General features: G+C 71.5%; 24 protein-coding genes, 1 pseudogene and 1 riboswitch. Of the genes and pseudogenes, 14 read left to right on the top strand and 11 right to left on the bottom strand.

What is annotated here, in order from left to right:
* Nucleotides 1-311: pseudogene (locus AC2CHE_RS12265) on the bottom strand (hypothetical protein); the annotation flags it as partial.
* Nucleotides 312-336: 25 nt separating this feature from the next.
* Nucleotides 337-678: an antibiotic biosynthesis monooxygenase family protein gene (locus AC2CHE_RS12260; protein WP_281564217.1), complete on the bottom strand. Its 342-nt coding sequence runs from the start codon at nucleotides 676-678 to the stop codon at nucleotides 337-339.
* Between the two features lie 29 nt (nucleotides 679-707).
* On the opposite strand from AC2CHE_RS12260, the gene AC2CHE_RS12255 reads away from it, so the two are divergent.
* From AC2CHE_RS12255 to AC2CHE_RS12225, 7 genes are all read left to right on the top strand, one after another.
* Nucleotides 708-965: a hypothetical protein gene (locus AC2CHE_RS12255; protein ID WP_484505025.1), complete on the top strand. Its 258-nt coding sequence runs from the start codon at nucleotides 708-710 to the stop codon at nucleotides 963-965.
* A gap of 54 nt (nucleotides 966-1,019) precedes the next feature.
* Nucleotides 1,020-1,973, top strand: a complete 954-nt coding sequence (locus AC2CHE_RS12250) for a metal ABC transporter substrate-binding protein (protein ID WP_484505024.1) — start codon at nucleotides 1,020-1,022, stop codon at nucleotides 1,971-1,973.
* A complete protein-coding gene (locus tag AC2CHE_RS12245; protein ID WP_484505023.1) occupies nucleotides 1,970-2,734 on the top strand; it encodes a metal ABC transporter ATP-binding protein in 765 nt (254 codons plus the stop codon). Before AC2CHE_RS12250 ends, AC2CHE_RS12245 begins: the two co-directional genes overlap by 4 nt.
* Entirely contained in the window at nucleotides 2,731-3,600 is an 870-nt protein-coding gene (locus AC2CHE_RS12240; protein WP_484505022.1) for a metal ABC transporter permease, read from the top strand. The genes AC2CHE_RS12245 and AC2CHE_RS12240 overlap by 4 nt, the downstream gene beginning before the upstream one ends.
* A gap of 37 nt (nucleotides 3,601-3,637) precedes the next feature.
* Nucleotides 3,638-3,937: an ArsR/SmtB family transcription factor gene (locus AC2CHE_RS12235; RefSeq protein WP_484505021.1), complete on the top strand. Its 300-nt coding sequence runs from the start codon at nucleotides 3,638-3,640 to the stop codon at nucleotides 3,935-3,937.
* A gap of 97 nt (nucleotides 3,938-4,034) precedes the next feature.
* On the top strand, nucleotides 4,035-4,433 hold the full coding sequence (locus tag AC2CHE_RS12230; RefSeq protein WP_484505020.1) for a Fur family transcriptional regulator: 399 nt from the start codon (nucleotides 4,035-4,037) through the stop codon (nucleotides 4,431-4,433).
* A 143-nt stretch (nucleotides 4,434-4,576) separates the two neighbouring features.
* On the top strand, nucleotides 4,577-5,188 hold the full coding sequence (locus AC2CHE_RS12225) for a hypothetical protein (RefSeq protein ID WP_484505019.1): 612 nt from the start codon (nucleotides 4,577-4,579) through the stop codon (nucleotides 5,186-5,188).
* Between the two features lie 110 nt (nucleotides 5,189-5,298).
* Here AC2CHE_RS12225 and AC2CHE_RS12220 read toward each other — a convergent pair whose 3' ends face one another.
* The 4 genes from AC2CHE_RS12220 to AC2CHE_RS12205 all read right to left on the bottom strand — a co-directional run bounded on the left by AC2CHE_RS12220 (nucleotide 5,299) and on the right by AC2CHE_RS12205 (nucleotide 8,618).
* On the bottom strand, nucleotides 5,299-5,799 hold the full coding sequence (locus AC2CHE_RS12220) for a DUF6328 family protein (protein ID WP_484505018.1): 501 nt from the start codon (nucleotides 5,797-5,799) through the stop codon (nucleotides 5,299-5,301).
* Nucleotides 5,800-5,906: 107 nt separating this feature from the next.
* Nucleotides 5,907-6,737 (bottom strand): alpha/beta fold hydrolase, encoded by an 831-nt coding sequence (locus AC2CHE_RS12215; protein ID WP_484505017.1) that lies wholly within the window; start codon nucleotides 6,735-6,737, stop codon nucleotides 5,907-5,909.
* A gap of 112 nt (nucleotides 6,738-6,849) precedes the next feature.
* Complete coding sequence (locus AC2CHE_RS12210; protein WP_484505016.1) at nucleotides 6,850-7,680, bottom strand: TIGR03943 family putative permease subunit; 831 nt, start codon at nucleotides 7,678-7,680, stop codon at nucleotides 6,850-6,852.
* Nucleotides 7,677-8,618, bottom strand: coding sequence for a permease (locus AC2CHE_RS12205; RefSeq protein WP_484505031.1), 942 nt, complete (start codon nucleotides 8,616-8,618; stop codon nucleotides 7,677-7,679). The genes AC2CHE_RS12210 and AC2CHE_RS12205 overlap by 4 nt, the downstream gene beginning before the upstream one ends.
* Nucleotides 8,619-8,948: 330 nt before the next feature.
* Nucleotides 8,949-9,054: riboswitch (TPP riboswitch) on the top strand.
* A gap of 72 nt (nucleotides 9,055-9,126) precedes the next feature.
* Here AC2CHE_RS12205 and AC2CHE_RS12200 point away from each other — a divergent pair.
* The 3 genes from AC2CHE_RS12200 to AC2CHE_RS12190 all read left to right on the top strand — a co-directional run bounded on the left by AC2CHE_RS12200 (nucleotide 9,127) and on the right by AC2CHE_RS12190 (nucleotide 12,049).
* A complete protein-coding gene (locus AC2CHE_RS12200; protein ID WP_484505015.1) occupies nucleotides 9,127-9,717 on the top strand; it encodes an ECF transporter S component in 591 nt (196 codons plus the stop codon).
* A gap of 95 nt (nucleotides 9,718-9,812) precedes the next feature.
* Nucleotides 9,813-11,252, top strand: coding sequence for an ABC transporter ATP-binding protein (locus tag AC2CHE_RS12195; RefSeq protein ID WP_484505014.1), 1,440 nt, complete (start codon nucleotides 9,813-9,815; stop codon nucleotides 11,250-11,252).
* A complete protein-coding gene (locus AC2CHE_RS12190) occupies nucleotides 11,249-12,049 on the top strand; it encodes an energy-coupling factor transporter transmembrane component T family protein (protein ID WP_484505013.1) in 801 nt (266 codons plus the stop codon). The genes AC2CHE_RS12195 and AC2CHE_RS12190 overlap by 4 nt, the downstream gene beginning before the upstream one ends.
* Nucleotides 12,050-12,496: 447 nt before the next feature.
* Here AC2CHE_RS12190 and AC2CHE_RS12185 read toward each other — a convergent pair whose 3' ends face one another.
* Nucleotides 12,497-12,637, bottom strand: a complete 141-nt coding sequence (locus tag AC2CHE_RS12185) for a hypothetical protein (RefSeq protein ID WP_484505012.1) — start codon at nucleotides 12,635-12,637, stop codon at nucleotides 12,497-12,499.
* 13 nt (nucleotides 12,638-12,650) lie between these two features.
* Between AC2CHE_RS12185 and AC2CHE_RS12180 the strand changes: the two genes are divergently transcribed.
* The 3 genes from AC2CHE_RS12180 (at nucleotide 12,651) to gndA (ending at nucleotide 15,824) form a co-directional block, all read left to right on the top strand.
* Complete coding sequence (locus AC2CHE_RS12180) at nucleotides 12,651-12,905, top strand: YiiX/YebB-like N1pC/P60 family cysteine hydrolase (protein WP_484505011.1); 255 nt, start codon at nucleotides 12,651-12,653, stop codon at nucleotides 12,903-12,905.
* Nucleotides 12,906-13,021: 116 nt separating this feature from the next.
* The gene (locus AC2CHE_RS12175; protein ID WP_484505010.1) at nucleotides 13,022-14,254 is read left to right on the top strand and encodes a hypothetical protein; all 1,233 of its coding nucleotides are present in this window, start codon (nucleotides 13,022-13,024) and stop codon (nucleotides 14,252-14,254) included.
* A gap of 124 nt (nucleotides 14,255-14,378) precedes the next feature.
* Nucleotides 14,379-15,824: an NADP-dependent phosphogluconate dehydrogenase gene (gndA, locus tag AC2CHE_RS12170; RefSeq protein WP_484505009.1), complete on the top strand. Its 1,446-nt coding sequence runs from the start codon at nucleotides 14,379-14,381 to the stop codon at nucleotides 15,822-15,824.
* A 114-nt stretch (nucleotides 15,825-15,938) separates the two neighbouring features.
* On the opposite strand, the gene AC2CHE_RS12165 is transcribed toward gndA, so the two are convergent.
* The 3 genes from AC2CHE_RS12165 to recO form a co-directional block, all read right to left on the bottom strand.
* The gene (locus AC2CHE_RS12165) at nucleotides 15,939-16,124 is read right to left on the bottom strand and encodes a hypothetical protein (RefSeq protein ID WP_484505008.1); all 186 of its coding nucleotides are present in this window, start codon (nucleotides 16,122-16,124) and stop codon (nucleotides 15,939-15,941) included.
* Nucleotides 16,125-16,234: 110 nt separating this feature from the next.
* Nucleotides 16,235-17,035 (bottom strand): isoprenyl transferase, encoded by an 801-nt coding sequence (locus AC2CHE_RS12160; protein WP_484505030.1) that lies wholly within the window; start codon nucleotides 17,033-17,035, stop codon nucleotides 16,235-16,237.
* 32 nt (nucleotides 17,036-17,067) lie between these two features.
* A complete protein-coding gene (gene recO / locus AC2CHE_RS12155) occupies nucleotides 17,068-17,952 on the bottom strand; it encodes a DNA repair protein RecO (protein WP_484505007.1) in 885 nt (294 codons plus the stop codon).
* Nucleotides 17,953-18,078: 126 nt separating this feature from the next.
* On the opposite strand from recO, the gene AC2CHE_RS12150 reads away from it, so the two are divergent.
* On the top strand, nucleotides 18,079-18,942 hold the full coding sequence (locus AC2CHE_RS12150) for a DUF4097 family beta strand repeat-containing protein (RefSeq protein WP_484505006.1): 864 nt from the start codon (nucleotides 18,079-18,081) through the stop codon (nucleotides 18,940-18,942).
* On the opposite strand, the gene AC2CHE_RS12145 is transcribed toward AC2CHE_RS12150, so the two are convergent.
* The gene (locus tag AC2CHE_RS12145) at nucleotides 18,929-20,068 is read right to left on the bottom strand and encodes an acyltransferase family protein (RefSeq protein ID WP_484505005.1); all 1,140 of its coding nucleotides are present in this window, start codon (nucleotides 20,066-20,068) and stop codon (nucleotides 18,929-18,931) included. The two genes, AC2CHE_RS12150 and AC2CHE_RS12145, sit on opposite strands and share 14 nt — an antisense overlap.
* Nucleotides 20,069-20,180: the final 112 nt, after the last annotated feature.

Raw genomic sequence — 20,180 nt, 5'->3', positions numbered from 1 at the left:
ATCGCCGTGCCCCCACCGCCGAAACAGACCAGATGGGCCAGCCCCCCCGCGCGGACCCCGAGCCAGAGCCGGCACCGACGACCCTCGGGCGGTGGCGCCGCGACGGGCGGCCCCACCCCGGGCCCGGGCGGCGGCGCGTCGGTGCCGGGCGGCGTGGTCGGGCCGGTGGCAGCTGCGGGCCGCGTACCGGTGCCGTCGGTGGACGGCGGGTCGGACGGGGCCGGCGTGCCGCTTTCGTCCGCCGCCTGAGGTCCCTGCTGGCCGGGCAGCGAGGGGTCTGGTGGTGGGGCTGCCGGTCCGGGAGCGGTCATGGGAGCCAGCGTAGTGCCCGGCGACTCAGCGGTAAGGACCCGCAGCCCGGTCACTGGCGACCGTGACCACGTCGCCGCCCGGCGCGGCGGTCGCCAACGGCTCGTACGCGGACGGCTCGTCGACACTCTCGGCGAGCAGCGGCACCGCCGTGATCTTCACGTCGAACCCGCCGAGCGCGCGGCGGTAGGTGCCCACCGACTCCCACTCGGTGACCAGGCACCAGTGACGCGGGTCGTCCAGCGCCCGGACCAGTTGTCCGCGCTGGTAGCCGGGCCGGGCGGCCAGTGCCGCGAGGGCTGCGTGGGCCCGGGTGGCGAACGCCTCCGCGACGTCCTCGTCGACCACGAACCGGTTGGTCACCAGCACCGGCTTCTCCTCCTCGTAGAGTCTGTGGGATGCAGCGTACGCAGCCTGGGATCGCCGGCCGACTGGCCCGGACCAATCCGACGACGGTGTTCCTGGTCACCCTGCTTGTTGCGCTTGTCGCGTTCTTCGCTCCGGGCGTGGTCGGCGGGCTGCTGACCCTGCTGCTGGCCGGCGCGTTGGCGGCTCTGCTGGTGACCACCTGGTCGGTGCAGACGCCGCAGACCCGGACGATCCGGCTGGTCGTGCTGACGTTGCTGGTCACGGCCGGTCTGGTGAAGCTGTTCTGACATGCAAGCATGCGTTTTTGACAATCATTGTCGTTGTCGCGGAAAGTCGAGGACATGACCTTCCGCCCCACCCCGCGTGCCCTGGCCACCGCCACGGCGGCGCTGCTCGCCCTGGCCGGCGTCACCGCCTGTTCGAACGACGACAGCCCGGCCGGCGCCGACCCGCTGCGGGTCGACGTGGTGGCCGGTTTCTACCCGTTGCAGTTCCTCGCCGAGCGGGTCGGCGGCGACGCCGTGACCGTGACCAACCTGGCCCGCCCCGGTGCCGAGCCGCACGACCTGGAGCTCAACCCGAGTCAGGTCGGCCAGATCAGCGAGGCGGAACTGGTCGTCTTCCTGCACGGCTTCCAGCCCGCCGTGGACGAGGCGGTCGAGCAGCAGGCCGGTGACCGCGCCTTCGACGTGGCGACCGTGGAGCCCCTGCTGGACGCCACCGCCGGTGGCCACGACCACGAAGGCGAGGAGCACGCCGAGGAGGCGTCCGAGGGTGCCAAGGACCCGCACGTCTGGCTCGACCCGACCCGACTGGCGACCATCGGTGACAAGCTCGCCGAGCGGCTCGGCACGGCCGACCCGGACCGGGCCGGCGAGTACACCCAGCGGGCCGCCACCCTCCGTACCGAGCTGGAGAAGCTGGACACCGAGTTCACCGAGGGGCTGAAGACCTGCCAGCGTCGGGAGATCGTGGTCAGCCACACCGCGTTCGGCTACCTGGCGCAGAAGTACGAGTTGGAGCAGATCGGCATCACCGGACTCACCCCGGAGGACGAGCCGTCACCGCAGCGACTGGCGGCGGTGACCGAGGAGGCCCGGGAGCACCAGGCCACCACGATCTTCTTCGAGACGCTGGTCAGCCCGAAGGTGGCCGAGACCATCGCCCGTGAGGTCGGCGCGCAGACCGCGGTGCTGGATCCGATCGAGGGCCTGTCAGCCGAGGGCGACGGGGACTACCTTTCGGTGATGCGTACCAACCTGGGGACCCTGAGGACGGCGTTGAGCTGCTCGTGACACCTGACGTCATCACCGTCACGCACGGGGTGGTCGGCTACGACGGCCGCCCCGTGCTTCGTGACGTCTCGCTTACCGTGACCGCCGGTGAGGTGGTCGCGATCCTGGGCGCCAACGGCTCCGGCAAGTCCACCCTGATCCGCGCCATTCTCGGGCTGGTTCCGCTGAGCGCCGGCACCGTGACCCTCTTCGGCCGGCCGGTCCGCCGGTTCCGGCAGTGGCACCGCGTCGGGTACGTCCCCCAGCGCCTCGGTGCCGGCAGTGGCGTACCGGCCACCGTCGCCGAGGTGGTCGCCGCCGGACGGCTGGCCCGCCGGGGGATCCTGCGCCCGCCCGGGCGGGCCGACCGGGCAGCCGTCGCCGAGGCGCTGCGCGCGGTTGGCCTGGCCGACCGGGCGAAGGACCCGGTCAGCACCCTCTCCGGAGGGCAGCAGCAGCGCACGCTCATCGCCCGGGCCCTGGCCGGGCAGCCCGAGCTGCTGATCCTCGACGAGCCGACGGCCGGCGTGGACGCGGCCAGCCAGGAGGCGTTCGCCGGTGCGCTGCGCGACTTCACCGTCGGCGGAGGGACCGTACTGCTCGTCGCCCACGAGTTGGGTCCGCTGCGCCCGGTGATCGGCCGGGCGATCGTCGTACACCAGGGGTTCGTGGCGCACGACGGCGCCGTGCCGGAGCCGGCCGGCCACCACGCGGCGCCGGACCACGACCACGTGCATCCGCACGGTCCCGAGGAGCCCGCCGGGCTGTGGAGCGCACGATGAGCCTCTTCCAGTACGAGTACATGCAGCTTGCGCTGGTCAGCGCTCTGATCATCGGGCTGACCGCGCCCGCGCTCGGCATCTACCTGGTGCAGCGGCGGCTGGCGCTGATCGGGGACGGCATCGGGCACGTCGCACTGACCGGGGTCGGTGCCGGCCTGCTCTTCCAGACCTCCCCCGTGATCATGGCAGTGATCGCGGCCACCGTCGGCGCGGTCGTCATCGAGCTGATCCGTGAACGCGGCCGCACCTCCGGCGATCTGGCCCTCGCGCTGCTCTTCTACGGCGGCATCGCCGGCGGGGTGGTGCTGGTGGGGCTCTCCGACAGCACCAGCTCCAACCTCAACGCGTACCTGTTCGGCGCGTTGAGCACGGCGTCCCGGGCTGATGTCGCCACCATCGCGGTGCTCGGCACGGCCGTGCTGATCGCGATGATCGGGCTGCGGCCGGCGCTGTTCGCCGTCTGTCACGACGAGGAGTACGCCCGGGTCTCCGGCCTGCCGGTACGCGCGCTCAACCTGCTGCTCGCGGTCACCACGGCGATCACGGTGACGATCGCCATGCGCGCGGTCGGCGTGCTGCTGATCAGCGCGCTGATGGTCGTGCCGGTGGCCACCGCGCAGCAGGTCACCCGGGGGTTCCGCAGCACGATGGCGGCGGCGATGGCGTTGGGCCTGTTCGCCGGCGGGGCGGGCATCTGGATGGCGGCGACCGCCGACACCGCGCCCGGCGCGTCGGTGGTGGTGCTCGCGATCGCCTCGTTCGTGGTGGTCACCCTGCTGGCCGCCGGTTGGCGTCGGCTCCGGCGGGCCCGACCCCAGCCCGCGCCGGCTCCGGAGCCGCACGAGGTGGTGCTCGGCGGGTCCTGATCACGAGCGGCGCGCCGGTATTGGTTACCGTTGCAGGGTGACCAGCGGATCCGGCTATGACGCGTACGAGGGTGCCAGCGAGTTGCTGCGCGCCCTCTCGGCACCGATCCGGCTGGCCATCGTCAGCGAGCTGGCCGGTGGTGAGCGCTGCGTACACGAGCTGGTGGACAAGCTCGGCGTGGCCCAGCCGCTGGTCTCCCAGCACCTGAGGGTGCTCCGTGGGGCGGGCGTGGTCCGTGGCTCCCGGCGGGGGCGGGAGATCGCGTACACCCTGGTCGACGAGCACGTCGCGCACATCGTGGCCGACGCGGTCAGCCACGCCAGGGAGGGATCATGAGCGAGCGGAGTGGCGTCATGAGCGAGCGTAGCGAGCGAATCATCAGGCTCAGTGCGGACGTGCCTCATGGCGGCACGCAGCGAAGCGGAGTGGCGTCATGAGCGACGGTGGTACGGCGGTTCGCAACACCCGTCAACGGTCGGCGGTGAGCGCGCTGCTCGCCGAGACGGAGGGCTTCCACAGCGCCCAAGAGCTGCACGCGATGCTGCGCGACCGTGGCGAGCGGGTCGGGTTGACCACCGTCTACCGGACGTTGCAGGGGTTGGCCGAGGCGGGCGAGATCGATGTGATGCGCCCGCCGGGCGGCGAGCATCTGTACCGCCGGTGCAGCGAGGGGCATCACCACCACCTGGTCTGCCGCGCCTGCGGTCGCACCGTCGAGGTGGCCGGCCCGACGGTGGAGACCTGGGCCGACCGCGTCGCCGCACAGCACGGCTTCACCGACGTCAGCCACACCCTGGAGATCTTCGGCACCTGCCCGGCCTGCGCCCGTTAACCCGCCACCGCCGATCTTGCACCTATGGTCGGGACGACTGCTGCCAGAGCGGGCATATCGGCGACCACAACTACAAGATCGGCGAGGTCTGACGGACGGTTGTCGGGGTGCCTGCTGGCGGGGTCCGTGGCAGGCTGTCCGGCGTGAAGATCTACGCTGATCGTTTCCCGACCGCGCTGCGACAGCTGCTCACCGATCTGCTCGTCATCGCCTGGGTGTACGCGACGATCCGGGGTGCGCTGTGGCTGCACGACCTGGTGCAGAAACTCGCCGTACCCGGGCAGAAGCTGGAAGGGGCGGGCGGCGGACTTGCCGACAACCTCGCCGAGGCCGGCGGCAAGGTCGGCCGGGTGCCATTGGTCGGCGATGAGCTGACCGCCCCCTTCGAGCGGGCGGCCGACGCCGCCCGCTCGCTCGCCGAGGCCGGCCGCGACCAGCAGGAGTTGGTCGACCAGTTGGCGTTGGCACTGGCCGTCGGGCTGTTGATCGTGCCGCTCGGGTTGGTGGTGTTCGGCTGGCTGCCGCTGCGGGTGCGCTGGATGCGCCGGGCCGGCTCGGCGGCGGCGCTGGCCGCCGCACCCGCCGGCCGGGATCTGCTGGCCCTGCGCGCCCTGGCCGGCCAACCGCTGCGCAAGCTCACCCGGATCGCCCCCGACGTGGCCGAAGCGTGGCGCCGAGGCGACGACACCACAGTCAACGCCCTGGCCGCCCTCGAACTCCGCCGCCTCGGCCTCCGCGACCCCCAATCCCCCTGACCTCCCCACCCAGCCCCTCCCCCGCCCTCTGCCACCCACCTCAGGCGTCGATCATGAAGTTGTTGTCATCGACATCGGTGCGTCGCGACAACAACTTCATGGCGGCCGGCTCAGCCCTGGTTCAGGCCGCTCGGGTCCTCGTCGTCGTCGATGTCTTCGTCACCCCAGTTGCGACGGGCGAACGGCAGGAAGATCCAGAAGCTCAGGAACCACAGCCCGGCGACGCCGCTGAGCAGGAAGGCGACCGGTCGGGCGAGCACGAAGTCGGTGATCAGCAGCACCGAACTCACCATCGCGACAAGCATGAAGCCGAGACCGCCGCTGGCCATCCGGTGGGCGAAGCGCACCAGTTCCGGTTTGCGGCCCTTTCGGAACAGCGCCCGGTGGAACGCCACCGGCGAGATGATCATCGCGGTGGCGCCGGCCGCGGCCAGCAGCGCGACGATGTAGACGTCCCGCTGAAACTGGGTGGTGTCGTCGAAACCGGCGCTGAACGGCAGGGTCAGCAGGAAGGCGAAGAGGATCTGCACGCCGGTCTGCGCGACCCGCAATTCCTGTAGCAGGTCGGCGAAGTTGCGCTGCCACCGCTGCTTCTCGGGTTCCTTCGACACTGCGGACCTCCGGGGCTCCGCCGGCCCTCGTTGCCGGCGGCATCGCTGATGCCCCACCGGGTGCGAACCAAAACAGGTTCAGCATCCCCCGTGCCCGCTCTCCGCCCTCAGGCCGCCGGGCGCACCCTGGCCAGGATCGCCTCGGCCAGCGCCGTCGGCGCCTCGTCCGGGATCCAGTGGGTGATCCCGGCCAGTTCGACGAATCGGAAGTCACCGGTCACGTGTGCGGCGCACGCCTGCGCGGCCACCCGCCCGATGGCGACGTCACCGTCACTCCAGACGAAGGTGGTGGGCACCGGCACCGGGCCGATCGCCGCCAGATCGGCCTTCGACATCGCCCGGTACCAGTTCAACGCGGCGGTCAGCGCACCCGGCTCGCGCATCGGATCGGCGTACGCGGCCACCCGGGCACCGTCGCCGACGCCATGCAGCAGCCGCCGCAGCCCGGCCGCACCGAGCGCCAGCAACGTCTTCTCCGCCACCCCCGGCTTCCGGAACAGCACCATGTACGCCGAGCGCGCCTTCTGCTGCGGGTCGTGTGTCAACGCGTACGCCATGGCCGCCGGATGCGGCACGGAGACCGCGGTCAGGGTCCGTACCCGGTCCGGGTGGGTGGCGGCCAGCGCCCACCCGACGACCGCCCCCCAGTCGTGCCCGACCACGTGGGCGGCGGGCACCCCGAGGGCGTCCAGCACCGCCGCCGCGTCGGCGACCAGTTCCCCCAGCCGGTACGCCTCGACCGGTCCGGGCCGGGCCTGCGGGGAGTAGCCCCGCTGGTCCAGGGCGTAAGTGCGCAGACCCGCCGCGTGCAGGGTCGGCCGGACCCCGTCCCACTCGCCCGAGTGCTGCGGGAACCCATGCAGCAGCAGCACCGGTTCGCCCTGCTCCGGACCGCCGGTGGCGAGGTCGAACCGCAGACCCCGGGCCTCGATACGCATACCGGCAGCCTACCGAGCGCCCTGCACCGCGCCGGACGAGCGGCGCCAGCATCATGGTCAATCCAGCAACGACGGCAACGCCCTCGAAGGGCTCGCCCGAGGTCGGGCCTGACTAGTCGTACGGGCGCTTGGGGGCGGGCACCTGCCGCCAGGACTCGACCTCAAGGTAGGGGATCTCGGCGTCGTTCACCGGATCCCGGCCGAGCCGGTCACTGTAGTGGCCGGTCACCTCCACCCAGCTGTCGTCGGGCAGCCCAGCCGGCACGTCACCGGTCAACCCGAGCTTGACCGGGCGGCCGTCGGCGGCGCAGCAGGACAGCACCATCCGGGCCAGGATCGGCTGGCCGTCCGCGCCGGTGGCGATGAAGCCGGTGAGCTGCACCCGCCGATCGCCGATCGACGTACCCCGGTCGAACAGCGCCCGGGAGGCGTAGTCCAGGACGCTGACCTGCACCGGGTCACCCTCGGGCAGCGGCGGATAGTCCGACTGCTGTTGACTGCCCAGCGCCGTGCCGGCCTGGCCCGCCGCGTACGACCCGAGGGCCGGCGGGGCGACCAGCAGCAGGCCGAGCACAGGCAGGATCAGCAGCCAACCGACCCGCGGCTCGTGGTGGGCGTGCCCGTGGCCGTCGTGGTCGACGCCGGAGCCGCCGGCTGGTACGCCAGTGCCGCCACCGACCGAGACAGCATCGTCGCCACCGACCGGTGCGTCACCGGCGGGAGCGCCGCCGGGGCCACCGGCCGTGGCCAACGTGCGGGGGGCCGGCGGGCGCAGCTCGTACCAGAGCGTCATGATCGCGGCGGCGATCAGCAGCAGGCCGGCGGCGATCAGGAAGGGACGCAGGCCCTCCTTGACGTAGCGCAGGTAGAGGTCGGTGATGCTGGCCCGGATCACCGCGCCGCCGAGCAGCAACAGGATCACCGCCTGCGCCTGCCGGTTCACAGCAGCACCGCCCCGGCGCCGGCGGCGATCAGCACGGCCACCACGGAGGTGGTCGGCGAGAACCGGAACGCGAAGCGGCGGCCGAACACGCCGGCCTGCATCGAGATCAGCTTGAGATCGACCATCGGCCCCACCACCAGGAAGACCAGCCGGGAAGTGAGCGAGAACTGGGACAGCGAGGCGGCGACGAAGGCGTCGGCCTCCGAACAGAGCGAGAGCAGCACGGCGAGCAACGCCAGCGCCAGGATCGACAGCCACGCGTTGTCGGCCAGGGTCTGCAACCACCGCTCCGGCACCAGCACGTTGATGCTGGCGGAGGCCATCGCGCCGAGCACCAGGAAACCACCGGCGTGGGTCACGTCGTGACGGACGGCGGCCCAGAAGGCCCGGCCCCGGGACGCGTCGTCCAGTTCCGGCCGGCGCGGCATCCTGATCCATTCGGTACGCCCGAGCCGCAGCCAGAGCCAACCCATGATCATGGCGACGATCAGGCTGGCGACGCCCCGGGCAAGCACCATCTCGGGGTTGTTCGGGAAGGCGACCGCGGTGGCGGTGAGCACGATCGGGTTGACCGCCGGGGCGGCGAGCAGGAACGCCAGCGCGGCGGCCGGGGTGACGCCCCGCCGGATCAGTGACCCGGCGATCGGCACCGAGCCGCATTCGCAGCCCGGCAGCACCACCCCGGCCGCGCTGGCTGCCGGCACCGCCAGCGCCGGGTGTCGGGGCAACGCCTTCGCCCAGAAGGATCGGGGTACGAAGACCGCGATCACGGCGGAGAGCAGCACTCCGAAGGCCAGGAACGGCACCGCCTGCACCATGATCGAGACGAAGACGGTGGTCCAGGTCTGGATGCGGGGATCGTCCAGGGCGGCGGCGATCGGCTCCCGAAAGATGATCAGGATGATCAGCAGCGCCGCCAGGACCTCCACCGAGCCGATCCGGTCACCGAGCCAGCGCCGGGGCGGCTCGGCCGCGGCAGGGTCCGCAGGACGGTTTCGGTGTCGATGCCCCCGGGCGAGGCCCGGCCCTCCGGGTCATCCGGCACGGCCCGGTCAGTGTCTGTGGTCACCCGTCATCCTTCGGCCGTGGCGGATCGGCGGACTGAGATTACCGTTCGTTGCGGATGACGTCGATGGATGTCACAGATTCGGCCGAACTCGCCGGCCTACCGGCCCACCAGACCAGCCGGATGCGAGCACCCGTCGTGACCTGGGCAGATCACATTGCCGGTGGATCTTCCGTGGTGTTAGCGTCGGCGGGACAGACAACACCTCCGACAGGGGAGCGCACAGCGCTGAGAGTGCGGGTCCGCCCGCAGACCCTCCGCACCTGATCTGGGTAATGCCAGCGCAGGGAGTTCGGTCCACCTCCAGCCCGCCACCGTTCGGCGCCGCCGGCCGGGGCGTGCGTCTTGCCTGGTTCGCATCTGGACTGGGAGCAATCATCGTGCAGACCACCGACAACAACCGCTGGCGCACCATCGACATCGTGGTGGCGTCGGTCATCGCCGTCGCCTTCGGCGTCATCTTCTGGGCCTGGGGCGTGGTGTGGAGCGCCACCGAGGGCGCCTTCAGCTTCTTCCCGCCGGCACAGACCCTCATCTACGGTGTCTGGCTGGTGCCGGCCGTGCTCGGCGGCCTGGTCATCCGCAAGCCCGGCGCCTCGCTGTACTGCGAACTGCTGGCGGCGATCGTCTCGGCCCTGCTGGGCAACCAGTGGGGCACCATCGTCCTGCTGCAGGGCCTGATGCAGGGTCTCGGCGCCGAACTGGCCTTCGCCGCCTTCCGGTACCGGTCCTACCGACTGCCGGCCGCCCTGCTGGCCGGCGCGCTGACCGGCCTGAGCGCGGCGATCTTCGACTTCGTCTACTGGAACGCCGAACGCGACATCGCCACCTACCGCCTGCCCTACGCCGCGCTCACCATCATCAGCGCCACCGCAATCGCCGGCGCCGGCGCGTACGCCCTCACCCGCGCCCTCACCCGCACCGGCGCCCTCGACCGCTTCCCCGCCGCCCGCGAACGCCCCCTCGTCTGACCCGAAGCCATTCAGGTTGATCATGAGGTTGACGGCCAAGTTGATCTCCAGATCAACCGTCAACCTCATGATCAACAGGGAGGAAGGAGGGTGGAATGGGTGACGGGGTGGGGGTGCGGGGGTTCGGGTGGCGGCATGCCGGCAGGCGTGGCTGGGCGGTGCGTGGGGTTGAGCTGCGGGTGGAGCGCGGTGAGCGGGTGCTGCTGCTGGGGGCGTCGGGGGCGGGCAAGAGCACGTTGCTGGCGGCGCTGGCCGGGCTGCTGCCCGAGGACTCCGGGGAGCGGGAAGGCGCCATCGAGATCGACGGCCGGCCGGTCGGCGAGGCCCGGGACCGGGTCGGCATCGTCTTCCAGGACCCGCAGTCCCAGCTCGTCATGGCCCGCAGCGGCGACGACGTGGCGTTCGGGCTGGAGAACCGGGGCGTGCCGGCCGGACAGATCTGGCCGCGAGTGGACGGGGCACTGGACCGGGTCGGTTTCCCGTACCACCGGGACCGGCCCACCGCGGCGCTCTCCGGCGGCGAACAGCAGCGCCTCGCCCTGGCCGGGGTGCTGGCGCTGCGTCCCGGCCTGCTGCTGCTGGACGAGCCCACCGCCAACCTCGACCCGGCCGGTGCCGCCCTGATCCGCGCAGCGCTCGCCCGGGCGGTGGACGCCGACACCACCCTGATCCTGGTCGAACACCGGGTCGCCGAGGCGCTGCCCCTGGTAGACCGGGTGGTGGTGCTCGAACCCGGTGGCGGGGTCCGCGCCGACGGCCCACCGGAGGCGGTCTTCGCCGCGCACGGCGACGCCCTCGCCGCCGAGGGGGTCTGGGTGCCCGGCCGGGAGATCCCGCCGCGCCGGGCCGCCGGCCCGGCCGGCGAGGCGCTGCTCACCGCCGAACAGGTCGGTCAGCCACCCCGGCTGGCCGCCACCGACCTGACCGTACGCGCCGGTGAGGCGCTCGCGGTGCTCGGGCCGAACGGTGCCGGGAAGTCCACCCTGGCGTTGCTGCTCGGCGGACTCCTCCGGCCCGGCACCGGGCGGCTGGCGGCGAGCCGGGAACTGGCCGGAGTGGACTCGCGGACCGCGCCGCACCGTTGGCGGGCACCGGCGCTGACCCGCCGGATCGGCTCGGTGTTCCAGAATCCCGAGCACCAGTTCGTCACCGGTACGGTCTTCGACGAGTTGGCCCTGGGACCGCGCCGGACCGGGGTCTCCGAATCGGCGGTGCAGGACCGCGTCACGGAACTGTTGAGTCGGCTGCGGCTGGATCGGCTCGCCGCCGCCAACCCGTACACCCTCTCCGGTGGCGAGGCGCGGCGGCTGAGCGTGGCGACCGCCCTGGCCACCGCGCCCCGCCTGCTCATCTGCGACGAGCCCACCTTCGGCCAGGACCGGCGCACCTGGCGTGAGTTGGTGGATCTCCTCGCCGATCTGCGCGACGCCGGTCACGGCCTGGTCACCGTCACCCACGACGCCGACTTCGTGGCCGCGTTGGCCGACCGTACGCTGGCCCTCGCTCCCCCCGGCCCGGTACCGGAGTCGCGATGATCACCTTGGAGCCGATCGCCCGGCCGGGCGCGCCGCTGGCCCGGCGCAATCCGGTGGCCAAACTGGCAGCGGCAATGTTGTTCGCGTTTCCGCTGATGGCCACGCTGGACCCGGTCACGCCGGCCATCGCGATCGCCGTGGAGCTGGCGGTGCTGCCGCTGTTCGGGGTGCACCCCGGGCTGCTGGCCCGGCGGGCCTGGCCACTGCTGGCCGCCGGCGGCGGCATCCTGGTCACGCTGGTGCTCTTCGCCGCCGACCGCTCGGGCCGGGTGCTGCTCGACGCGGGGCCGGTCGTGGTGACCTCGGGGGTGCTGGTCACCGCGCTCGGTTTGGTGCTGCGGCTGTTCGCGGTGGCGTTACCCGGCGTGATCGTCTTCGCCACCACCGACCCGACGGACCTGGCCGACGCGCTGGTGCAGAACGCCAGGGCACCCGCCCGGTTCGCGATCGGCGCGTTGGCGGCGTTCCGGTTGGTGCCGCTGCTCGGCCAGGAGTGGCACATGATCACCATGGCCCGTCGGGCACGTGGCGTCGAGGCCGGACGTAGTCCGGTGGCCCGGCTGCGACTGTTCGTCTCGACGGCGTTCGCGCTGCTGGTCGGGGCGATCCGGCGGGGCACCCGGCTCGCCGTGGCGATGGACGCCCGGGGCTTCGACAGTGGGGTGCCGCGCACCTTCGCCCGCCGACAGCGCTTCGTGGCGGCCGACTGGCTGCTCGTCGTCGGCGCGACGGCGACCGCCGGGGCCGCGCTGGCCGTCAGCGTGGCGCTCGGCATCTTCCGCCCGCTGATCGGCTGAACCCGCCCGCCAGTACGCGTCGAGCCGGCACCTGCGCGGCGATGGGTGCTGGCGGCTTCGACCCCGGCCGGCACCCGTAGCCTCACCCGCGAGCGTCACTCCGGCCCGACCGGCAGCGGCAATGCTCCACGTCATCGTGTCCGCGTCGATTCAAGCGTGAACCAGGTCGCGCGCAGCACTTCTGTCAGGTGGACGACAGAAGGCGGGACAGCGGCACCAGCCCGAGACCGTTTAGGCTTTTCGAACATCAGCTGAGAATCACGCCAGGGATCCCCGGTAACGCGTCATCTCGTGTTCGGATTCGTCGCGCGGTAGCCGCCGCGCGACGAATCCGGCCGCCCCATGCCGTCCAGCGAAAGGCAATGCCCGGCCCAGCACGCTGAGCGGCGGCGGATCGTCCTGTTCAACTGTCCTCCTTGGCAACTCCCGCTACAAGGGAGACATTTTCTACGCCTCCGCCTCCACGTACGGCATCTCCCACGGACATGCGGGAATCTTCTCCTCGACGAGCCGGGTCACCGAGGCTCGGGGATCGGGCGAGAAGAGCGGCGACTTCGCCGTCTCCGGCCGGAAATACTGCAAGAACATCGAAAAGATGGACGTGGCCACCACGATTTCCATCCAGAATCAGGCAGCCGACTACGCGAGGGTGCACCTGACCGGCAAGCCGTACAACAGCAACTTCGCCTGGAACAAGGGCAGCAACATCGACACCCTCAATTGCTCGGAACTCGTGTACAAGGCTTACAAGCGGTCGGTCAACATCGACCTGGACGGTAATGGCGGGCTCGGGGTCTACCCCAAGGACATCCGGGACGACTCGCAGACGCGCACCTATCAGACCGTCAGCAGTTAACAGCACCGGCCGCGCGCAGCTTCCCGGGTGCGGCATGAGGTAACGCGGAGGGCTCGGGGAGGCTGAAACGCCTCCCCGAGCCCTCCGGCAGGAACAGCGAAAGGAAGCCTGTGTCGGTGAGAACGAAGCGCGCGGCTGCCACGGCGTTGGTGGCGGCGATGGCTCTGACGGGATGCACGTCGAACTCTCCGTCAGGACCGCAGCAGTTTTTCGACCGCGCGAGCGTACCCGAGAAGGAGGCGGCACTGGGCGACGCAGTCATGGCCTTCTTCGTCGGACCGCAGAACTCGGAGATGTACACCGCCGTCGGAGAGGTGCGCGAGCCAGGATATCTGGTGCTGGTGGACGCCGACGGCGACTTCCGTGCGCTCAAGACCAAGCGCATGGACATGATGACGCCGGCATGGTCCGGGCACGGCCTGTACTTCGCCGACGAGGACAGCGACTACCAGGTGACGGCGTCCGGGCTCACGAAGGCGGGAAACCCCAAGGCCACCGCGCAGAACCTGATGCTCGCGCTGCCGGACGGTGGAGCGGTGGGGGTCTACAACGACGGACGCGCCGCCGACGGCGGGTACGCCAACCAACTCGCCGTCACCACCGGCGGCCAGGCGCACCGGTACGACGTGCAGGGCAACTACTTCACCGGCGCCGTCTGCGACGGTCAGGTGTTCGGGCTGACCGATACGCCCGGGAGGCATGCGGGCGAGGTGCCTGACCTGCCCGAGCTGGTATCCACGAGCGACCCGGCCGCCAGCCCGCAGATGCTGGCCCGCCTCTATCCGGCCGACGGAGGCGAAAAGGTCGTCGCCTGGCGACCGCAGTTCGGCACCGGCACCCCGATCGGGCAGGTTCCCTGCCATGACGGTGTGATCACCTTTCTGTCCTGGGACACCGACGCCGACGGCCGCGAACAGCCACGGGTGGTCTCCTGGGACACCGCTACCGGCCAGCATCAGGCACACGCCCTGACCTTCGCCGACGGTACGCGGCCGAATCTCGACGACTTCGGCTACGTCGTGCAGGACTGGCGAGACGGCCGACTGCACTGGGTGTACGCCGACGGCCGGGTGTTCTCGACCGACAGCGCCACGGGCGAGACCAGCACCCTGTACGACACCGCCCTCGGAACCGGTGTCGGACGACCCATGCAGACGCTCTTCGCCTTCTCGGATACTCAACTCCACGCGCTCAGCACCATCCCCGGCGCCGACGGCGACATCACCTACACCGTCTTCGACCGCGCCTCCGGTGACGTCGCGCGCAAAGTCGCGGTGCCCATCCCACACACCAACATCAACGTGACCTACCTGAACCTCTCCCGCATGGCCGTCCGCCCGGCGACCTGATCGAGCCATGCTGGGTGCCCTGCGCGACCACCTGATGACCAGCGGTGGGGGGACGGCGCGCGCCGCCCGGGTGCCGCGATACCGTCGCAGCAATACAGGTAGACGGCGGAAGGTGGCGACGAGGATGGCGGATCGGGCTACGGCGCAGATCGGTGTGACCGGGCTGGCGGTGATGGGCCGCAACCTGGCCCGGAACCTGGCCCGCAACGGGTTCACCGTGGCGTTGCACAACCGCTCGCCGGAGCGGACCCGGTCGCTCGTGGCGGAGCACGGCGACGAGGGCACCTTCGTCCCGACGGAGTCCCTGGCGGACTTCGTCGCCGCGCTGGAGCGCCCCCGCGCGGTGATCGTCATGGTCAAGGCGGGCGGTCCCACCGACGCGGTGATCGACGAGTTGGTGCCGTTGCTGGAAGCGGGCGACATCATCATCGACTGCGGCAACGCGCACTTCGCCGACACCCGACGCCGGGAGGAGGCGCTGCGGGCCAAGGGCCTGCACTTCGTCGGCACCGGTGTCTCCGGCGGCGAGGAGGGGGCGCTGTGGGGGCCGAGCATCATGCCGGGCGGCTCGGCCGAGTCGTACCGCAAGCTCGGACCGATCTTCGAGAAGATCGCCGCGCAGGTCGAGGGCGTACCCTGCTGCCAGCACATCGGGCCGGACGGTGCCGGGCACTTCGTCAAGATGGTCCACAACGGCATCGAGTACGCCGACATGCAGCTCATCGCCGAGGCGTACGACCTGCTGCGGGCCGGGCTGGGCGCGGAGCCGGCGGAGATCGCGCAGATCTTCCGGGAGTGGAACTCTGGCGAGTTGGAGTCCTTCCTGATCGAGATCACCGCCGATGTGCTGGCGCACACCGACGCCGCCACCGGGCGGGCCTTCGTGGACGTGGTGCAGGACCGGGCCGAGCAGAAGGGCACCGGACGGTGGACCGTCCAGATCGCCCTCGACCTGGGCATCCCGATCACCGGCATCGCCGAGGCGACCTTCGCCCGGTCGCTGTCCGGGCACGTCGGCCAGCGCGAGGCCGCGCTGCGGGCCTTTCCCGAGGCCGGCGAGAAGTGGCAGGTCAGCGACCGCGAGGCGTTCATCGAGGACGTACGCCGAGCGCTGCTGGCCTCGAAGATCGTCGCGTACGCCCAGGGCTTCGACCAGATCCGGGCCGGCAGCGCCGAGTACGACTGGGGCATCGACCTGGGCGGCACGGCGAAGATCTGGCGTGGCGGCTGCATCATCCGGGCCCGGTTCCTGGACCGCATCAAGCAGGCGTACGACGAGCAGCCGGAGCTGCCCACCCTGCTGGTGGCGCCGTGGTTCGCCGACACCGTGCGCGACGGCGTGCCGAGCTGGCGGCGGGTGGTGGCCGAGGCGGCCCGGGCGGGCGTACCGGCGCCCGCGTTCGCCTCGTCGCTGGCGTACTTCGACGCGCTGCGGGCGGACCGGCTGCCGGCCGCACTGATCCAGGGACTGCGCGACAACTTCGGCGCGCACACCTACCGGCGCGTCGACCGGGACGGCTCGTTCCACACCCTCTGGGCCACCCCCGACCGCGCCGAGGTCGAGGCCTGACCCCACAGGTCGAGGCCGACACCGGTACCCCCGACATACGGCATCTCGCGGTATCCCTGCTGAGGGATACCGCGAGATGCCGTATGTGCTGGGCTACCGGTCGCGCCGGTCGCGTCAGAAGAAGCGGCGGCGCTTGGCCTGCCGGGGGCGGATCAGGTCGGCGCCCTTGTTGAGCAGTCGACTGACCCGGTTGGGGCCACGGCGGGCCTCCAGCGTGTGACTCAGTTTCCGGGCTCCGGCGGCGGCGACCGGTACCGCGATGGCCATCACCGCCCACTGCCCGATGCGCTTGAGGATCATATGGGTTACCTCCGTCAGTGGCTGCTGCCCGCGGTGATACCCAGTGTGGCCGCCGGGTATGCGCTCAGGTGGCCGGGGGGCACCGCCACTCAGGCCGGGAGCACCGACGCTCAGCCGGCCGGCACCGCGGCTGCCGAGGCGGTCGGGGCCACCGGGTTGGGCAGTGCGCCACCGAACCGCCGGTCGCGCTGGGCGTACAACTCGCAGGCGTACCACAGGTGCCGGCGGTCGAAGTCCGGCCAGAGCGTGTCCAGGTAGATCAGCTCGGCGTACGCGCTCTGCCAGAGCAGAAAGTTCGAGGTCCGCTGCTCGCCGGAGGGCCGCAGGAACAGGTCCACCTCGGGCACCTCAGGGTGGTAGAGGTACCGCTGGACCGTCTTCTCGGTGACCTTGGCCGGATCGAGCCGGCCGGCGGCCACCTCCCGGGCGATCGCGGCGGCCGCGTCGGCGATCTCCGCCTGCCCGCCGTAGTTCACGCAGAACTGAAGGGTCAGCGTCGAGTTGCCGCGGGACATCTCCTCAGCGGTCTGCAACTCGCTGATGACGCTCCTCCACAGCCGCCCGGCCCGACCGGACCACACCACCCGCACCCCGAGGTCGACCAACTGGTCCCGGCGGCGGCGGATGACATCCCGGTTGAAGCCCATCAGGAACCGCACCTCATCGGGTGAACGTCGCCAGTTCTCGGTCGAGAAGGCGTACGCCGAGAGGTACGGAATACCCAACTCGATGGCGCCCTCGACGGTGTCGAAGAGGGAGAACTCCCCCGCCTCGTGGCCCTTGGTGCGGGCCAGGCCGCGTTCCTTGGCCCACCTGCCGTTGCCGTCCATCACCACGGCGACGTGGCGGGGCACCGCCTCCGGTGGCAGCGCCGGCGGTCGGGCCCCCGACGGGTGCGGTGTCGGCGGCACCGGTTCGCGCCGCCCGGCCCTGGACGATCGGATCACTCGGTTCTCTCCCTACTCACGTCCGGTGACGCCCGGTCGGGCGGCAGCGCCGCGCCGGTCGAGGCCACGGTGCCGGCATCGCCGGTCGTTCGCCGCGCGCCGGGTGCCGACGGCATCCCACCCCGGTCGACCAGCGGCAGCGAGCGTAGCGCGCGTTCCAGGTGCCACTGCAGGTGCGCCGCGACCAGGCCACTGCATTCTCGGCGTACCCCGTTCTCGGTGGCGTCGGCGACCCGCCAGTCACCCACGGTCAACGCCGACATCAGGTCGATGGTGGCCGGGGCCGGGTGGGCGGCCCCCGGTGGCCGGCAGTCCGGGCACACCGCACCCCCGGCCGGCACCGAGAACGCCCGGTGCCGGCCCGGCGTGCCGCAGACCGCGCAGGCGGTCAACGCCGGTGCCCAGCCCGCCAGCGCCATCCCGCGCAGCAGATACGCGTCGAGCACCAGCGTGGTGGCGTGCCCGCCGTCGGCGAGAGCGCGCAGCGCGCCCAGGGTGAGCTGGAACAGCCGCAACGACGGTTCCCGCTCGACCGGGGTGAGCCGCTCGGCGGTCTCGGCGATCGCGCTGGCGGCGGTGTAGCGGGGATAGTCACCGAGGAACCGCTTGCCGTAGAGGTCGATCCCCTCGACCTGGCTGACGCTGTGCAGCGAGCTGCCGTGCTCCCCCTTGGGGTCGCCGGCCAGTTGCACATCGACGTGACCGAAAGGCTCCAGCCGGGCACCGAACTTCGACATGGTCCGGCGTACGCCCCGGGCGACCGCGCGGAGCCGGCCGTGCCGCCGGGTGAGCAGAGTGATGATCCGGTCGGACTCGCCGAGTTTCTGCACACGCAGCACCACCGCGTCGTCGCGGTATAGCTGTCGGCGGTACCCGGCCATCGCGCCATTCTCCCCTCCGGCCGGAAATCAGGTCCGACCCCGGGTCGGAATTCAGGGTCCGCTCGGGGTCGCCGTGCCGGCGAACCCGGATGCGCGCCCGGTCGCGCCGGTCGTAGCGTGCTCGGCATGGCTTCGCACCGGACCAGCGCCGTCTCCCGGCCCACCGCCGCGGATCAGCCCACCGCCGTGCGCCGAACCGCCGCCCCGCGAGCGAGGGCCGCCCGCCGGGCCGGCATGGCGGTCACCGCGGCCGCCGCCCTCATCGTCCTCGTCGGGTGCGACAACCTGTCGTACCGGCGGCTGGACTTCGACACCACCGAGGCCGCCCGGATCACCACGATCCAGGTGCTGCCCGGCACCGGCGACGTGATGGTCCGGGCGGACGGCGGTGCGGACGAGGTACGCGTCAAGCGCATGGTGCGCTACCAGGGTGGCCAGCCGGACACCAGCTACGAGATCAAGGGCGCGGAGCTGGTGCTGGACACCTCCTGCGGCCCCCGGTGCAGCGTCTCCTACGAGGTGACGGTCGGCGAGGGGGTGAGCGTGCGGGGCGAGACCGGCTCCGGGGACGTCGACCTCGGCCGCGTCGGCCAGGTGGATCTCAAGGTCGGCTCCGGCGACGTCCGGGTGGCCGCGGCGACCGACACGGTGCGGGTGGAGACCGGCTCCGGCAACATCGAGGTGTACGAGGTGACCGCACCCGTCGTGATGCGGGCCTCCTCCGGAAACGTGACGGGCAGCCGCCTCGGCGACAGCGTGGACGCGGAGACCAACTCCGGCAACGTCACCCTCGAACTGGACAAGCCCGCCTCCGTACGGGCGCACGCGTCGAGCGGCAACGTCGACCTGACCGTGCCGGAAGGCGCGTACCAGGTCCGGTCGAGGGTCGGCTCCGGCCAGATCGAGCTGGGCGTGACGCCCGACCCGTCCGCCACAACCGCGCTCGACCTGCGCACCGGCAGCGGCGACATCACCGTCACCTCGCGATGACTCCCTTACCTCGGCCACGCTGTTCCGGGATCGGCGCCGCCGAACGTTCCGCCGGTTCGGGGCTCGGTTCGTGCTCGTCACCGACGCGGGACTCCGGATGCCGGCGGACGGGGCGCGACGCCGGGCGACGGCCACCCGGAACCAGCTCTGGCCGACGCTTCGCCGCCACGTCCTCGACCCAGCCCACCAGTAGGGTCACCAGACCCACCAGCAGGAAGACCAGGGCCACCCGGATCGCCAGGCCCAGCAGATCCTGATGCGACCAGCCGACCATGTCGACCAGCGGGGTCAGCGCGACCACGAACGCCATGTGCCACAGGTAGACCGTCAACGCCCGCCGGTTCAGCACGGTGACCGCCCGACCGAACAATCCGCTACGGTCCACCCAGGCCGCGTTCGCCGGTGCCCTACCCAGCGCCACCAGGATGAACGCGGCCGACCAGAGCGCGTTGCCGAGCGGAATGTCGTTGAGGTCGTAGCCGCGCGGGCCCTGGTGGGTGAGCACCCAGGCACCGCCCAGCGCCGCGAGCGCGACCGCGCTCGGCGCCAGAATCCGGACGCTAAGGCGGCGCAGCATCCCGCTCTGGTGGGCGAAACCCAGCAGCCACGCCCCGAAGTAGAGCCCGAAATGGCGCAGCACGACCGGCGGGTTCCGATAGATGCCCAACTCGATGACCAGCAGCAGGCAGTACGGGGCGAGCAGGGTGGGCAGCGGGAAGCGGCGGAACAGCCACAGCGCGGCCGGTGAGGCGAGAAGGAACCACAGGTAGTCACGCAGGTACCAGATCGGGCTCAGCGCCAGCGCACCCCAGTAGTTGGCCGGCGGGTCGGCCACCGGAAAGAGCCAGAGCAGCACCGCCGGAGTCAGCGGCAGCCCGGTGAGCAGCATCGCCGGCACGAAGATCGCGGCGACCACCCACAACGACGGCAGCAGCCGCCGCAGTCGCCGACCGACCGCCACCGGCCCGGACCGCGCCAGCGACGCGGCCATCAGCGAACCGGCCAGCGCGAACATCACCGACATCGCCGGGAACAACAGCGTAAGCGCTTCCCAGCCGGTGACGTGGTAGACGACCACCCGCACGATGGCCAGGGCGCGCAGCACGTCCAGGTATCTGTTTCGCATCAGCCTGCATCTGTCTCGGGGGCGCGGCTCTTTGCTCTCCTACCCTCCGCTGCCCGCCGACGAACCGGCCCGAGACCCGCTCATAAGTGAAACTTCCCATATGCCTGACCGG

This window comes from Micromonospora sp. ATLC16, from assembly GCF_057196645.1.
The sequence above is the reverse complement of the archived record's forward strand: the minus strand, read 5'-3'. Positions and strand labels throughout refer to the sequence as shown.

Excerpts from the sequence above, each read along its gene's own strand:
- AC2CHE_RS12255 (WP_484505025.1), top strand. The coding sequence starts at position 708 with ATGCAGCGTACGCAGCCTGGGATCGCCGGCCGACTGGCCCGGACCAAT.
- AC2CHE_RS12250 (WP_484505024.1), top strand. The coding sequence starts at position 1,020 with ATGACCTTCCGCCCCACCCCGCGTGCCCTGGCCACCGCCACGGCGGCG.
- AC2CHE_RS12240 (WP_484505022.1), top strand. The coding sequence starts at position 2,731 with ATGAGCCTCTTCCAGTACGAGTACATGCAGCTTGCGCTGGTCAGCGCT.
- AC2CHE_RS12230 (WP_484505020.1), top strand. The coding sequence starts at position 4,035 with ATGAGCGACGGTGGTACGGCGGTTCGCAACACCCGTCAACGGTCGGCG.
- AC2CHE_RS12215 (WP_484505017.1), bottom strand. The coding sequence starts at position 6,737 with ATGCGTATCGAGGCCCGGGGTCTGCGGTTCGACCTCGCCACCGGCGGT.
- AC2CHE_RS12195 (WP_484505014.1), top strand. The coding sequence starts at position 9,813 with ATGGGTGACGGGGTGGGGGTGCGGGGGTTCGGGTGGCGGCATGCCGGC.
- AC2CHE_RS12190 (WP_484505013.1), top strand. The coding sequence starts at position 11,249 with ATGATCACCTTGGAGCCGATCGCCCGGCCGGGCGCGCCGCTGGCCCGG.
- AC2CHE_RS12185 (WP_484505012.1), bottom strand. The coding sequence starts at position 12,637 with ATGTTCTTGCAGTATTTCCGGCCGGAGACGGCGAAGTCGCCGCTCTTC.
- gndA (WP_484505009.1), top strand. The coding sequence starts at position 14,379 with ATGGCGGATCGGGCTACGGCGCAGATCGGTGTGACCGGGCTGGCGGTG.
- AC2CHE_RS12165 (WP_484505008.1), bottom strand. The coding sequence starts at position 16,124 with ATGATCCTCAAGCGCATCGGGCAGTGGGCGGTGATGGCCATCGCGGTA.
- recO (WP_484505007.1), bottom strand. The coding sequence starts at position 17,952 with ATGGCCGGGTACCGCCGACAGCTATACCGCGACGACGCGGTGGTGCTG.
- AC2CHE_RS12150 (WP_484505006.1), top strand. The coding sequence starts at position 18,079 with ATGGCTTCGCACCGGACCAGCGCCGTCTCCCGGCCCACCGCCGCGGAT.
- AC2CHE_RS12145 (WP_484505005.1), bottom strand. The coding sequence starts at position 20,068 with ATGCGAAACAGATACCTGGACGTGCTGCGCGCCCTGGCCATCGTGCGG.